Origin of the sequence: Streptacidiphilus jeojiense, assembly GCF_000719095.1 — a bacterium.
Classification (GTDB): Bacteria; Actinomycetota; Actinomycetes; order Streptomycetales; family Streptomycetaceae; genus Streptacidiphilus; species Streptacidiphilus jeojiensis.
On record NZ_JOEH01000009.1, the window covers coordinates 343721 to 357887 of the forward strand.

At 69.0% G+C, this 14167-nt stretch carries 12 protein-coding genes; 6 read left to right on the forward strand and 6 right to left on the reverse strand.

Annotated features, from left to right (window positions below; all coding sequences use genetic code 11):
• Positions 1-126: 126 nt before the first annotated feature.
• Positions 127-330 carry a hypothetical protein gene (locus tag IF29_RS0114040; protein ID WP_030253957.1) on the reverse strand — a complete coding sequence of 68 codons (204 nt, stop codon included), beginning with the start codon at positions 328-330 and terminating at the stop codon, positions 127-129.
• A gap of 298 nt (positions 331-628) precedes the next feature.
• Between IF29_RS0114040 and IF29_RS43520 the strand changes: the two genes are divergently transcribed.
• On the forward strand, positions 629-1141 hold the full coding sequence (locus tag IF29_RS43520; RefSeq protein ID WP_157623735.1) for a hypothetical protein: 513 nt from the start codon (positions 629-631) through the stop codon (positions 1139-1141).
• A 198-nt stretch (positions 1142-1339) separates the two neighbouring features.
• Positions 1340-3922, forward strand: coding sequence for a tetratricopeptide repeat protein (locus IF29_RS43525; protein ID WP_232242130.1), 2583 nt, complete (start codon positions 1340-1342; stop codon positions 3920-3922).
• 573 nt (positions 3923-4495) lie between these two features.
• Here IF29_RS43525 and IF29_RS44890 read toward each other — a convergent pair.
• Positions 4496-5356, reverse strand: a complete 861-nt coding sequence (locus tag IF29_RS44890; protein ID WP_232242141.1) for an SUKH-3 domain-containing protein — start codon at positions 5354-5356, stop codon at positions 4496-4498.
• Between the two features lie 643 nt (positions 5357-5999).
• Between IF29_RS44890 and IF29_RS0114075 the strand changes: the two genes are divergently transcribed.
• On the forward strand, positions 6000-6551 hold the full coding sequence (locus IF29_RS0114075) for a Uma2 family endonuclease (protein WP_030253962.1): 552 nt from the start codon (positions 6000-6002) through the stop codon (positions 6549-6551).
• A 201-nt stretch (positions 6552-6752) separates the two neighbouring features.
• Here the strand turns inward: IF29_RS0114075 and IF29_RS0114080 are convergent, their stop codons facing one another.
• A complete protein-coding gene (locus IF29_RS0114080; RefSeq protein WP_030253964.1) occupies positions 6753-7547 on the reverse strand; it encodes an MBL fold metallo-hydrolase in 795 nt (264 codons plus the stop codon).
• A gap of 72 nt (positions 7548-7619) precedes the next feature.
• On the opposite strand from IF29_RS0114080, the gene IF29_RS0114085 reads away from it, so the two are divergent.
• From IF29_RS0114085 to IF29_RS0114095, 3 genes are all read left to right on the forward strand, one after another.
• On the forward strand, positions 7620-8213 hold the full coding sequence (locus IF29_RS0114085; RefSeq protein WP_030253965.1) for a TetR/AcrR family transcriptional regulator: 594 nt from the start codon (positions 7620-7622) through the stop codon (positions 8211-8213).
• A gap of 150 nt (positions 8214-8363) precedes the next feature.
• Positions 8364-9152 (forward strand): ABC transporter ATP-binding protein, encoded by a 789-nt coding sequence (locus tag IF29_RS0114090; protein WP_030253967.1) that lies wholly within the window; start codon positions 8364-8366, stop codon positions 9150-9152.
• Positions 9149-11716 (forward strand): ABC transporter permease, encoded by a 2568-nt coding sequence (locus tag IF29_RS0114095; RefSeq protein ID WP_030253969.1) that lies wholly within the window; start codon positions 9149-9151, stop codon positions 11714-11716. The genes IF29_RS0114090 and IF29_RS0114095 overlap by 4 nt, the downstream gene beginning before the upstream one ends.
• Before the next feature lie 60 nt (positions 11717-11776).
• Here the strand turns inward: IF29_RS0114095 and IF29_RS0114100 are convergent, their stop codons facing one another.
• Genes IF29_RS0114100 through IF29_RS0114110 form a run of 3 tightly spaced genes read right to left on the reverse strand, consistent with a single transcriptional unit; the run spans position 11777 to position 14110 of the window.
• Positions 11777-12226: a nuclear transport factor 2 family protein gene (locus tag IF29_RS0114100; RefSeq protein ID WP_030253970.1), complete on the reverse strand. Its 450-nt coding sequence runs from the start codon at positions 12224-12226 to the stop codon at positions 11777-11779.
• Positions 12223-13122: an SDR family NAD(P)-dependent oxidoreductase gene (locus IF29_RS0114105; RefSeq protein ID WP_232242131.1), complete on the reverse strand. Its 900-nt coding sequence runs from the start codon at positions 13120-13122 to the stop codon at positions 12223-12225. The genes IF29_RS0114100 and IF29_RS0114105 overlap by 4 nt, the downstream gene beginning before the upstream one ends.
• On the reverse strand, positions 13115-14110 hold the full coding sequence (locus tag IF29_RS0114110; protein ID WP_030253974.1) for an LLM class flavin-dependent oxidoreductase: 996 nt from the start codon (positions 14108-14110) through the stop codon (positions 13115-13117). The genes IF29_RS0114105 and IF29_RS0114110 overlap by 8 nt, the downstream gene beginning before the upstream one ends.
• Positions 14111-14167 lie beyond the last annotated feature (57 nt).

The window sequence follows — 14167 nt, forward strand, 5'->3', positions numbered from 1 at the left end:
CGCCGCAGCTCTGCTGGCCGAGAGAAGCCGTCCGGGGAGCCGAGGGCCAGGATCCTGAAGATCATTCACGGAAGTACGGTCAGAACCGCTTTCAAGGAGGGTCATCACCAACTGGCAGGCGCCCACTCACCTGACCGCCCGCACCGGCGAACGGACCGCAGACGGGGCCGGGCGGCTCTCGGTGGGCTGCAGGGCGAGTACGCCGACCAGCTGCAGCCGGCCGAAGACGCGCTGGGCAGGCAGATACTGGCCCAGCCGCAGCAGCTGGAGGCGGCCTGCCAGGCCGCAGAAGAGCTGTTCGAGGCGGGGCAGGAGGCGTTTCCTCCGCATCCGAACGCGGAGGTAAATCTGCGCCTCCCCGGGCTAGGCATCCAGCTCGGCACCCGGGCCCTGGCTGAGATTGGAGACGATTGCCACCGCTTCGCTGACGCCTGCGGCCTGTAGGCATACTCCGACTCCTCGGCCACTGACCGTTTCCTGGTTACGCCTGCGTACGCGGCTGCGTACTGTCGGTCTGGGGGCGGCCACGGAATCGCCTCGGGCCCGCGCAAGCCATTACGTGCACTGAGGAATCGGTTCGCGAGTACCGTCGTTCCGCAGGAGCTGATTGGGGGCCGTGTTGACGGGCGTGGAAATCGCAGTCGGGTATGTGTTCGCGTGGTTGGTCCGCAAGGCTAAGCGCGTAGCGGGGCCGGCCGATACGGAGACTGACCGGGTGTTGGACGCGGGCATGGACCGGCTTCACGAGCTCGTCAGTGCGAGGCTGGGCCCGGATCCGGCACTGAAGCGGGCTCAGGAGGAGGCGCAGTCAGGCCAGGGTGAGCTGAGCGCGCGCACGCGTCGACGGTTGGTCGATGCGCTGGACGAGGTGGCCGAGCGCGACACGGCCTTCGCGCAGGCCCTGCTGCATGCGGTGGCTGGGGTGCAGGTGGCTGGACCGGTAGACGTCGCTCGCTACACCGGCACCGCGAAGGCCAGCGGCGGCGGCAGCGCGAGCACAGGGATCGTTCGCCCCGGCGGAGCGGGGGAGGGCTCAGCGACTGCAGAGAACACGGGGTACGCCACGGCAGAGGGTGCGGGCAGTCGCGCGATTACGGGTGTCGAGTACGGCTGGCCGGGCCACAGCCTTGCTACGACGTAATTGACGGGAGGGTCAGGCGAAGTGGGCAAAAGGGAAAAATATGCACCCTCTGCCACAGGTGCCGAGCCTGTTGCTGGAGAAGGGCCGGGCACAGCGGGTGAACCGGGTGTGTGCTCCAAGCTGGTTGGTCCCAGTGGTGACAATGGGGTGTCCTCACAGCAGTCGCCCTCCAGCCCGGGGGTATTGGCTGTGGGACAGGTGTCAGTCTCGGACACGGCTTCTGCGACAGCCATCGCAGGTGGTGTTGCTGTCACTGGCTACGTCCACAACTTGACGCTCGTGCAGTTGGAACGGCAGCCCGTCAGCTTTCCGTATCAGGTTGGCGTCCTTCCCCGACCCGCAGCATATTTCCAGTTTCGAGAGGAGGTTGCCCAACTGGAACGGATGGTCGCAGGGGGCGGTACTGCGGTGGTTGGTCCGGTGCTGTCGGGGATGGGCGGGGTCGGCAAGACGCAACTTGCGGCGCATTTCGCCCGCCGGGCCTGGGACACTGATTCTCTTGACTTATTGGTATGGGTGACAGCAGGGACGCGCGCGGCGATCGTCGATGCTTACGCTGGCGTTGCTGGCGCCGTCCTGGGGTCGGTGCCTGCTGACCGCGAACAAGCAGCACAGCAGTTTCTGGCCTGGTTGCAGCCCAAGCGTGCTTCTGGTCCTTGCCGCTGGTTGATGGTCCTTGATGACGTAGCGGATCCCCAAGATATCAAGGGGCTGTGGCCTCCTGACAGCCCTCTGGGCCGCACTCTGATCACCACACGCCGACGAGACGACTCTTTGCTGCGTGGCCGTAGCATCGTGCGGGTGGAACTGTTCACACAGGCTCAAGCGGTCACTTATCTCTCCGAAGCGTTGGCAACTGGGGGACGTGGCCACTCCACTGCCGAGCTGGCTGGTTTGGCAGCAGACCTTGGCTACCTTCCTCTGGCCCTGTCTCAGGCTGCCGCCTACCTCGTAGATGCCGCCCTGGACGTCGGCATCTATCGCGACCTTCTCGCTGATCAGGCCAGACGGTTGCCAAACCTCCTTCCCCGGGGCGGGCAGCTGCCGGATGACCAGACGCTCACCGTGGCGGCGGCCTGGACCTTGTCACTGAACCGTGCCGACCTGCTGCATCCTCAGAACCTTGCCCGAGCCATGCTCGATCTCGTTGCGATGCTTGATCCCAACGGCATTCCCGAGCGGATCCTGACCAGCAAGCCAGCCAGAGACTTCCTCGCGTTCCAGCGCAGGGCCGCTGCAACTGACAGTAGCGGATCGATCTCGGAGGTATCGGCAGACGATGCGGTGGCTGCACTGCGAGCACTCGACCGCTTGGGCCTGATCGACCACACTCCCGCCACACCGCACCGCGCGGTGCGTGTCCATCAGCTCATCCAGCGGTCCGCCCGGGACCGCATGGACTCGGCATACCGCTCCCTTCTGGCTCGGACCGCAGCTGACGCCCTCATCGACAGCTGGCCCGGCATCGAACGCGACACCGATCTCGCCCAGGGGTTCCGTGCCAACTCCCAGGTCCTTACGGACCACAGCGGGGAACTGCTCTGGCAGTTCGGTGCACACCACCTGCTTTTCCGCACCGGGCACAGCCTCGGCGAGAGCGGACAGCCCTCAGCTGCTGTTGCTTACCACCAGCACATGATGGAAATCGGAGCCCGCACGCTGGGGCAAGACCATCGGGACGTACTCGCTTGTCGCCATTTCCTCGCCCTGTGGCAAGGCCAAGCGGGCGACGCGTCAGGCACCGTTGCGGCCTACGAACATCTGCTGTCCGACCAGACTCGCGTTCTGGGGGCCTCTGACCTCGACACTATCTCGACGCGCAACAATCTCGCATGGTGGCGTGGGCGCTCAGGAGACGCGGCCGGAGCAACTGCCTCGTTCAAAGCGCTCCTGGCAGAGGTGCTGGACACTCTTGGGCCCACCCACCCCGCTGCCTTCAAGGCGCGCCACAACTTCGGTTACTGGCAAGCCCACGCCGGAGATGTCGCTGGTGCCGTCACGACCTATGAGGCCCTGCTCTCCGACCAGGTTCAGGCATTGGGCCCAGATGACCCCGACACTATGAACACGCGAAACTGCCTCGCGTGCTCACGCGGCTCCGCAGGTGATCCATCCGCAGCCGTCCGTTCCTTGAAAGTGCTGCTTGATGACCGTCTTCGTGTCCTCGGCCCCAACCATCGGCTGACCCTGGTCACGCGCCATAACCTCGCCCGCTTCAGCGGTGAATCCGGTGACGCGGCTGGCGCGTTCGCCGCATTCGGACCCATCGTGGCCGACAGGCAGCGCGTCCTGGGTCCCGATCACCCGCACACCCTCAACGCACGCAGCGAGCTCCTTCGCTGGCAGGCAGAAGTCGGGGATCCAGCTGGTGCCGCCGCCGGCTACCAGGAGCTACTCCTGGACCGGCTCCGCGTCCAGGGACCAGATCACCCCGACACGCTCACCACACGTCACAGCCTGGCGCAACGGTGCGGGGAGGCCGGCGACAGCACTAACGCCGCACGCAGCCTTGAAGGTGTCCTCGCAGATCGACTGCGCATTCTTGGCCCCGATCATCCGCAATCACTCACCACCCGCAGCGAGCTGATCCGCTGGCAGGCAGGGGCCGCCGGTCCCGGTAACACTGTGAACGCGTATGAGGAACTGCTCGCGGATCGGCTACGCGCCCTTGGGCCAGATCACAAGGACACGCTGGCCACCCGCAACGACCTGGCCCAATGGCGAGGCACCGCAGAAGACACAAATGGCGCCGCCACTGATACTGAACTTGATTGGGGGTAGCTCCTTTCTCTGGCGGCGCACACGTCGAACTGTGGCGGGTGCTCCAAGGTCGCAAGGAGATCGTCAATGGCGCGGGACAGACGGTCTCGCTTCCCGCGCCTGCCCCGGACGCGATCCGGTCTGCCGTACAGACCACGATCGATGCCTGCCTGCACCCCATACTCCGCTTGGGCGAGCACTTCGGTTGGACCTACGCGGAACTGACCGTGGATGTTCTCGTCGACGACGTGTCCACCGCCGTCGAGGGGGCCATGTAGAGCGCGGCATCCACATGCTGGGGCCCGGCCAGATGACCGCTGGCTGGGCTCCTCTGCGCAGGACACTCAGGCAGAGCGATCCTCTTCCGCCGATCCGGCGGGCTTCCGTGGTGGTGTCTTCCTCTTGGTCGGGGACGGCCTGACCGTGTAGATCGCTGAAGTAGGGCCGACGCGAAGTCGGATCCGTCTCTCGATCCCCCGGATAGGAGCTGTGCTAGTCGGCAACTGGCGAGTGTCCGAGCCCAGTTGCTCTTGCAGTCGATCAGGAGTTCGCCGGGCTGCTGCAACGGCCCGATCTGCACGACGTGGAACGCGCTCATGACGTTGCGATGGTCTGCGGAAGGACGCCCAGGACGAGTTTCTCCAGGGCGTCCTTGAGGGGGCCGAACGTCGCGATCCAGTCTGCGACGAGGTAGATCTCGCTGTGCTCGTCGATGCCCAGGAAGAACCGGCCCTGGTCGAGCTCCCCGATAGGGAAGAGGTCGCGCCCGATCGTTTCACCCCAGTCGGCGAACCGGTCTCCCTCGCCGACGCAGAGCTCGGGATCGAACTCGAAGGGGGTCTTGGCGCAGGTGATGCCCGGCCCGCTCAGTGACACGCTCAGGCCCCCGAACTCGGCCAGGAACCGTTCGGCTGCTTCATGCAGGTGCACCAGGCCGTCCTCTTCCAGGGCGTCGCGCCACGGATCAACGGACACGCGCCGGCTGGGCCACCATCCGGCCGCGCGCAAGGCTTCCTCGGTTTCGATGGAGAACCCGGTCACCACGTCCGCTTCTGCCAAGGGCGTTGCCGTCGCGTCCACCCAGGCGTGGACCCGGGCCTGCGTTGCTGCCGACGACGTGCTGACGGGTACTGGCTGTCCCCGCTCAGCGGCCCAGGCCGGTCGCATTCTCGCCTGCCACCGATCGAAGTCGTCTCGCAGGAAGCAGGGGTCGACCGGCTTGAGTCGCAGTTGCGGTCGCTCGTCGGCCCACCAGACCTCGAACTCGACGACAGAGCCCTCCCGCGGCCACCGGTCCGCATCGACCGGCAGCAGGAGCACGTCCACGAAGCCACCAACGGGCAGGCCGACGTCGATGAAGATCCCCATCGCCCCCGGCCTCGGCACCCGGACCACCCTCCCCGAGAGCCGCTGCCCGAAGCGCAGGCCCCCGCGAACGCGATTCCACTCCTCCATGTCCACCACGCCGGCATCCTCGCAGCCTTCCGGGCCACAAGAATTCGAGTTAGCCCCGCCGTCCGGATCACAAGACCGGAACCCTGGTGCCGCCGCGCGGCCAGAGGAGCGACTGGAGGCCGTTGGGTGGGCACACTGCGTAGCGATAGGGAGAGTGGAGCAGCTGGCCTGCGAATGCTGAACCCGTCGACTCCCGTGGCTCCTGGTGCGAAAATCATGGTGCGCGGAGGGCGCTGTGAGGCTCCGATTGCGCTGGCCTGCAGGGCCCTCGGCGGCGTGAACTGGAGGCCAGGAGCTCGCACGTTGGAGTACGGATTCAGTCCGCATGAGGACGAGAATTCACGAGAAACGTTGAGAGCCACTGAGAGGGATTTATGCAGGTCAGACGAGATGGCGGCTGCATTTGCGCAGGTCAGGGGCCTGCTCGGCCAAAACTCGTAATGCGTAGGTCTCGGGTTCGAATCCCGAAGGCGGCTCACCCCAAAGCCCCGGTCGGACCACTCCGACCGGGGCTTTCGTGGCTGTCGGTCCGTCGTCGCTCCGTCCTGTTGGCGGTGGAATCCCTGGACTGACTGTGCGGTGTGTCCAGGGTGTGCGCGGAGAGCGGAGGTGTGCGGTGACTGTCACAGAGGATCGGCCGCAGATGCTGGCGGAGGAGTTCGAACGCATTGCCGCTGCCGCTGAGCGTGAGGGCGTTCGGCTGGAGTTCGTCCACGGGAAGCTGGGGGTCAAGGCTGTGCCGGACGGGGATCATGATGAGATCGTCCGCTGGGTGATGGAGCACTGTATGCAACAGCGTCCGGACCTGTGGCTCTATCCGGAACGTGGTCTGAAGGTCGAGACCTGTCGAAAAGGCCATGCGAAACCTGACGGGGCACTGGCACCCAAGGGAAGCTTTGCCGGGCAGGGGGAGTGGGCGAACGCTGACCGGGTGCAGATGGTGGTCGAGGTGACGTCCTACGACACCGACACCGACAGGCGCGACCGGGATGAGAAGCCGCGCGCCTACGCGCAGACCGGCATCCCCGTGTACCTGCTGATCGACCGGGATTCCTGCGAGTCCCTGGTGTACAGCGAGCCCGAGGACGGCGCGTACACAACGCTCACGCGACGCCCGTTCGGGAAGACCGTCGAACTGCCCGGTCCGGTCGGGATCACTCTGGACACCGAGCCGTTGAAGGATTGGGTTCGCTGACGACGAAGGCTGCTGAGAGGGACTTCGTAGGCCGGACGGGCTGTCAGCTACGTTCTCGCGCTCTCGCGCGGAGTGTCTGAACTGGACGGCGGAGCAGCCCCGTCGGGGCGAGTGTGTCCGACCTGGTCTGAATTCGACGGCACCCAGCACTCGGCACCCGGCAGCCGCTGGCCGGAGGGCTGTTTTGGGGCCGGCTGCTGTTCAGAGCGTCAGGGCTTCGCCCTGTTTCGGGGTGAGGGCCTGGTAGGTCTCGGTGGAGGCGGCGTCGAGGAAGCGGGGGAGTTCCTCCGGCTGGGTGGTGTAGACGCCGTTGATGTGGAAGCCGTCGTAGTGGATGGGTAGTGCGACCTTGGCGCCCAGCAGGCGTGCGGCCACTGCCGCGTGTTCGGCGTCGAGGGCTGCGGGGTAGGGGCTCGGTGGTTGGCAGTGCGGGAAGCAGAGGGTCGGGCCGTTGATCGGGGTCAGTACCGCGTCGAAGGGGCCGTACCGGTGGGCGGCTCGCCACCAGTAGCCGTGGAACATGCTGTCGCCCAGGTGGATCACGCGTTTGCCGCCGGCTTCGACGGCCCAGGAGACCTGGGGGTCTCCGAGGGCGTCGACGGCGGGGACGGCTGCGATCGTGAAGGGTCCGATCCTGGTGGTCTCCCACAGCGCCATGGGCCGTCTGGGCAGCTTCCGTTCGGTGAGTTCGCCGTCGGCCTTGAGTAGCCAGAGGTTCTCGTGGGCGTCGCCGCCGAAGGGCTGGGGGTGCAGCACCTGGCCGCCGGGGCGCAGGGCGCGGGCGAGTGCTCCGGCGTCGGTGTGGTCCCGGTGCAGATGGGTGCAGAGCCCGGCGAGCACGTCCCCTTCGGTGCTCGGCGGGGTGACCCTGGGCAGCGGAGCCGAGAGCGGGGTGCCCTCCAGGACTCCCTCGGGGCGGCCGAGCAGGTCGATGACCAGGCTCTCGCCCTGTGCTTCGAGTTCCACTCCGGCCCAGCCCAGCCATCGGACGCGCATCGGGATCCCCTCCACTTTGGCGTACGCTCGTTCGGCAAAAATTAGCACACGGGCGTTCGGTAAGCTGCGGGCATGAGGAAATCCGTCGACGAGGCCCGCCGTACCCGCGACCGCATCGTCAGCACGGCCGTGATGCAGGCGTCGAGCACGGGGCTCTCGGGCCTGACCATCGGCTCGCTCGCCGAGGCGCTCGGCATGAGCAAGGCCGGAGTGGTGGGTCCGTTCGGCTCCCGGGCGGAGCTTCAACTTGCCGCACTGACGCGGGCGGTGGACATGTTCATCGAGGCCGTGGTGACGCCGGGCCTCGGGGCCGATCCCGGCGCCGCCCGACTGAACGCCGTGATCGACAGGTGGTGCGACTACCTCGCCGACAGCCCGTTCCCCAACGGCTGCTTCGTCACGGCGGCCTCCTGCGAGTTGGACGGTCGGCCGGGTGAGCTGCGCAGCTACCTGCGCGAGACGGTGCTCCGCTGGCGGGCCTTCCTGCGTGAGCAGATCGTCGTCGCGCAGGCCGCGGGGGACATCGGCGCCGGGGTCGACGCCGACGGCCTGGTGTCGGGGCTGATCGGCATCGCCATGGCCGCCAACCAGGAGATCCAGTTGCTGGACGACGACACGGCGGCGGAGCGGGCACGGGGTCTGATGCACGCCGTCGTCCGCCCGTAGCCGCCAGGCCGTGCCGTACCGCGCAGCCGGGTGGGGTGGGGTTACCCCCACCCCAGACCCGGTGACGTGCCCCATGGTTGCGCCATGCCCGCTCCAGGAGGCTTGAGACACAAGGACGCACGCCCGTGTCGAGCATTCAGGAGAACTCCAGTGACCACGTCCGTATCGAGTCACCAGGCTGAGGGCAGCACAGCGCACTCGTCGTACGCTGCCCGTGCGCGGGGACTGACCAAGGCGTACGGCAGCGGCGAGACCCGGGTGGTCGCGCTCGACGCGGTGGACGTCGACATTCCCCGCGGGCAGTTCACCGCGATCATGGGTCCGTCGGGCTCCGGCAAGTCCACGCTGATGCACTGCCTGGCCGGTCTCGACACCGCCTCCAGCGGCAAGATCTGGGTCGGCGGGACCGAGATCACCAGGCTCAGGGACAAGCGGCTGACCCGGCTGCGCCGGGACAACATCGGCTTCATCTTCCAGGCGTTCAACCTGCTGCCGACGCTGACCGCGCTGGAGAACATCACCCTGCCGATGGACATCGCCGGCCGCACCCCCGACCGGGTCTGGCTGGACCTGGTCGTGGAGACGGTGGGGCTGGCCGGACGGCTCAAGCACCGCCCGTCGCAGCTGTCCGGCGGCCAGCAGCAGCGGGTCGCCGTGGCCCGGGCCCTGGCCGCCCGCCCCGAGATCATCTTCGGGGACGAGCCGACCGGGAACCTGGACTCCCGGGCCGGCGCCGAGATCCTCGGCTTCCTGCGCCACTCGGTGGACCAACTCGGCCAGACCATCGTCATGGTGACCCACGACCCGGTGGCCGCCTCCTACGCCGACCGGGTCCTCTACCTCGCCGACGGACGGATCGTCGACGAGATGCACACACCGACGGCCGACGCCGTGCTGGAGCGGATGAAGTCCTTCGACTCCCGGGGCAGGACGTCATGACCGTGCTGCGGACCTCCCTGCGCAACTTCCTCGCCCACAAGGGCCGGATGGCCCTCTCCGCGGTGGCCGTGCTGCTGTCGGTGGCCTTCGTCTGCGGGACGCTGGTGTTCACCGACACCATGAACGCGACCTTCGACAAGCTCTTCGCGACCACCTCGTCCGACGTCACCGTCAGCCCGCCGAAGGTCGACAACGCCCAGCAGACCGGGACCCCGGACACGCTCCCCGCCTCCCTGCAGGCCCAGTTGGCCAAGGTGTCCGGCGTGGCCCGGGTCGTGCCCGAGGTCAGCAGCCAGCAGGCCACCGTCGCCGACAGCCGCAACCAGGACATCGGCTCCAGCACCGGCGCGCCGACCATCGTCGGCAACTGGAACCCGACCCAGACCAAGGCCGTCGACATCACCTCCGGCCACACCCCGCAGGCCCCCGGCGACGCGGTACTGGACACCGACACCGCGGCCAAGCACCACCTCGCCATCGGCGACACCCTGCGGGTGATCGCCGGACCCGGCGACACCAAGGTGACCATCACCGGCATCGCCACCTTCCGGACCACCAACCCGGGCGCGGCCGTCGTCTACCTCGACACCCCCACCGCCCAGCAGGTGCTCCTCGGCTCCCGCACCGCCTACACCGACTTCGCCCTGGACGCCGCCCCCGGCGTCAGCAACGACCAGCTCAAGGCGCAGGTCGTCGCCGCGCTCGGCGGGCACGGCTACCAGGTGCAGACCGCCGCCGAACTGACGGCCCAGAACCAGCAGGACATCGGCTCCTTCCTCAACCCCATGAAGTACGTGCTGCTGGGCTTCGCCGGCATCGCCGTACTGGTGGGCGTCTTCCTGATCGTCAACACCTTCTCCATGCTGGTCGCCCAGCGCACCCGGGAGATCGGGCTGATGCGGGCCATCGGTTCCAGCCGCCGGCAGGTCAACCGCTCGGTGCTGGTGGAGGCGGTGCTGCTCGGAGTCGTCGGCTCGCTGGCCGGGATCGGCGCGGGCATCGGCCTCGCCGTCGGCCTGATCAAGCTGATGGGCGCGCTGGGGATGCACCTGAACACCGCGGACCTGACCATCAAGGCGGCCACCCCGCTGATCGGTCTGACCGTCGGTGTGGTGGTGACCGTGGTGTCCGCGATGCTGCCCGCCCACCGGGCCGGCGCGATCTCGCCGATGGCCGCCATGCGCGACGCCGGTACCCCCGCCGACGCCCGCGCCGGACGGGTCCGCGCCGCCTTCGGTGTGCTGCTCACTGCCGCCGGCGGCACCGCGCTCGCGATGGCCGCGTCCTCGTCCACCACCTCGGCCGGTTCCGGGCTGCTCGCCATCGGTGTGCTGTTGACGCTGGTCGGCTTCGTGGTCGTCGGCCCGCTGCTGGCCGGGCTGGTGGTGCGGATCCTGGGCGCGGTCACGCTGCGGATGTTCGGCCCGGTGGGCCGTCTCGCCGAGCGCAACGCGCTGCGCAACCCGCGCCGCACCGGTGCCACCGCCGCCGCGCTGATGGTGGGTCTGGCGCTGGTCGCCAGCCTGTCGGTGGTCGGCAACTCCATGGTGGCCTCGGCGACCAACCAGATGGACAAGTCCGTCGGCGCCGACTTCATCATCCAGTCGGGCAACGGCAACCCGATCAGCCCGGCCGCGGCCCAGGCGATCCACGCGGCCGGACACCTGGCGCATGTCACCGACCGCACCGACGTCGCGGCCACGGTCATCGCCCCCGACGGCAGCAGGGACAAGACGCAGATCGCCGCGGCCACCCCGTCCTACACCGACGACCTGCAGGCCAAGACCGTGCAGGGACGGCTGATCGACGCCTACGCCGCCGGCGCCATGTCGGTGCCCGAGGGCTGGGCCAAGACCCACAAGGTCGTCCTCGGCGACCGGCTCAAGGTCGCCTTCACCAGCGGCAGCACGGCGCAGCTCACGGTCAGGGCGATCACCTCCGACGACACCGTCTTCGACAAGGGCGCGATGTACATGAACATCGCCGACGCGAAGAAGTACCTCCCGGCCGCCGAGTTCCCGCTGAACGACATGATGTTCGCCGCCGCGTCCCCCGGCCAGCAGAGCCAGGCGGCAGCGGCGCTGAAGGCGGCCACCGCCGACTACCCGCAGGTCAAGGTCCGCGACCAGGCCGACTACAAGGCCATGATCAAGCAGCAGTTGGACCAGCTGCTGAACATGATCTACGCCCTGCTGGCGCTCGCCATCGTGGTCGCCGTCCTCGGCGTGGTGAACACCCTCGCCCTCTCGGTCGTCGAACGCACCCGGGAGATCGGGCTGATGCGCGCCATCGGGCTCTCCCGGCGCCAGCTGCGCCGGATGGTCCGGCTGGAGTCGGTGGTCATCGCCCTGTTCGGCGCGGTGCTGGGGGTCGCCCTGGGCATGGGCTGGGGCATCGCGGCGCAGAAGCTGCTGGCCCTGGCCGGGCTGGGGGTGCTCAGCATCCCGTGGACCACCATCGGCGTCGTCTTCCTCGGCTCCGCCGTGGTGGGCCTGCTGGCCGCGCTCTTTCCGGCCTTCCGGGCCGGGCGGATGAACGTGCTGAAGGCCATCGCGACGGACTAGCGGCAACGCGAGGACTAGCGGCAAGGCGACGGGAGCACTGCTCCGGCACGGCGCGGACGGTCACCCCACGGGACCGTCCGCGCCGTGCTCCGTCCGTGAGAGCAGCCTGGTGTAGCGGCGGCGGGCGATCCGCCAGCCGTCGTCGGTGCGCACCAGGTCGTCGTCGCAGTAGCCGACGGTCTGCACGGCGGCCCGGCCGTCGGCGGTCATGACGACGGCGTCGAGGTAGCAGCGGGCGGTGGCGGTGGTCCCGTCGTCGCCGGACCGGGTGACGGTCTGGTTGGTGACCCGGTGCAGCGAGGGGCCGGCCCGTCGGTGGGCCCGGTCCATCCAGGCGGTGAAGGAATCGGCGTCGCTCCAGGCGCCGATGTCGCCGTAGTCGGCCCGGCAGTCGTCGGTGAAGCAGCTGCGGAACAGCTCCCAGTCGCGCCGGTCGACGCCGGTGGCGTAGCGCACCAGCAGCTCGGCCACGTCCTGCTGCAGCTCCCGGTCGGTGGAGTGGACGGTCATCGGGCGGCCTCCCGCCGGGAACCCCCGGCCATCACCCCGCCGCTGCTGTGCCGCAGCATCGCCCTGACCGCGTCGCTGCGGGTGAGCGCCCCCAACTGCCGGGCGCTTTCCCGAAGACGGCTGCCGGCGAACCAGGTCGGGCCGTTGGACAGGTTGGCGATCGCCTCGGCCACCACCTCCTCCGGGGTCATCGCGCCGGGGATCGGGACGGGGGGCAGGGCGGCGTCGTCCGGGGCGCGGAGGCTGCCTCGGGCGGCCAGCAGCCGACGCAGCGCGGGGGTGTCGGTGGCCCCCAGCACCAGGGCCAGGACGTCCACGCCGTCGCCGTGCAGCTCCGCCCAGAGCGCCTCGGCCATCACGGTGTCAAAGGCCTTGGAGGCGCCGTAGGCCACCATGTTGGCGGAGCCGTAGAGCCCGGCCGCCGAGGAGACCAGCACGACGGCGCCGCTGCCCCGGGCCTGCATCGGCGCGGCGAAGTGGTGGCAGACCTGCAGCGGCACCAGGCAGTTGCGCTGCACCATGGCCAGCGCGGTGTCCACCGGGCCGGCCAGGAAGGGCCGGAAGTCGGGGTCGGCGCCGGCGCAGTACATCACCGTGCCGATGTCGAGCCCGGCGGTGGCCGCCACGATCGTCTCCATCGCCCCGTCACGGGAGAGGTCGACGGCGACGGTCCGGGTCTGCACGCCGGTGTCCGCGCGGATGGCCGCGGCGGTCTCGTCGAGCACGGCCTGGCGCCGGGCCAGCAGCACCACATGGACGCCGCGTTCGGCCATCGCCCGGGCATAGGCGGCACCGACCCCCTCCGAGGCGCCGGCCACCAGCGCCCACGGGCCGTAGCGCTCGGCGAAGGCGGTGTCCGGCGCGTGATCACGGTCCGTCATGTGTTCCTCAGACATGGGGTCCTCCTCGGTCAGCGGCGAACGCCGGCAGCACCTCGTGCTCGAACAGCCGCAGGCTCGACCAGGCCGACTCGATCGGCATCCCCCCGCACAGCGGGTGGAACTGCACGAACGGGGACGCCGACTCCTGCTGCTCGGTCACGAACTGTTCCGGCGTCAGCACCCGGTACCGGCCGGTGGCCCGAAGCGCCTCGGCGTCGGCGACGGTGCGGTAGGGGCCGGCGACGCCGTCCTGGGCCTGCCAGGCGCCGTAGGCGTTGGTCTCGTGCAGGAAGAAGCGCGCCATCTGCTCCCAGCCCTTCTCCGGGTCCTCGGCGAGCGCCACCACGCGGTTCTCGCCGACCGGGCTGGGGCCGGGGTCGGGCCGGCCGAGCCGCTGGACCTCGTCCCGGTAGAACTCCCACACCTCCGGCACCGAGGGGACGAACCCGTCCGCGATGCGGGCGGCCCGCCGCGCGGCCGGCTCGCTGCTGCCGCCCAGCAGGACGCCCGGTCCACCCGGCCGGTACGGCGCCGGCGTCAGTCGCACCGTGCGGCCCCGGTAGTCGAACGGCTCGCCGGTGAAGGCCGCCTTCAGGGTGCGCACCGCCTCGGTGACACGTGCCGCCCGCTCGCCCATCGGGACGTCGAACAGGGCGAACTCCTCGCGTACGTAACCGCCGGCGGCGATCAGGTCGACCCGCCCCCGGCTGAGGTTGTCCAGCACGATCAGGTCCTCGGCCAGCCGCAGCGGGTCGTGGAACGGAACGATCAGCGCGGCGATGAGGAAGCGGACGTCGGTGGTGCGGGCGGCCATCGCCGCCAGCATCGGGATCGGGCTGGGCAGGTACCCGTCCGGCGAGCCGTGGTGCTCGGAGACCGTGATCCTGGTGCAGCCGAGGCGGTCGGCCCAGGCGGCCATGTCGACGGCGGCCGCGTAGCGGTCGGCCATGGTGGTGCCGGACAGGTCGGGGTTGCGGAAGTCGAAGCGCAGCGCGAACTTCATGCAGTGATGTTAGCCAGTCTGGTTCTCGAAATCGAGAGGAAGGTTCTCATCGGTTCC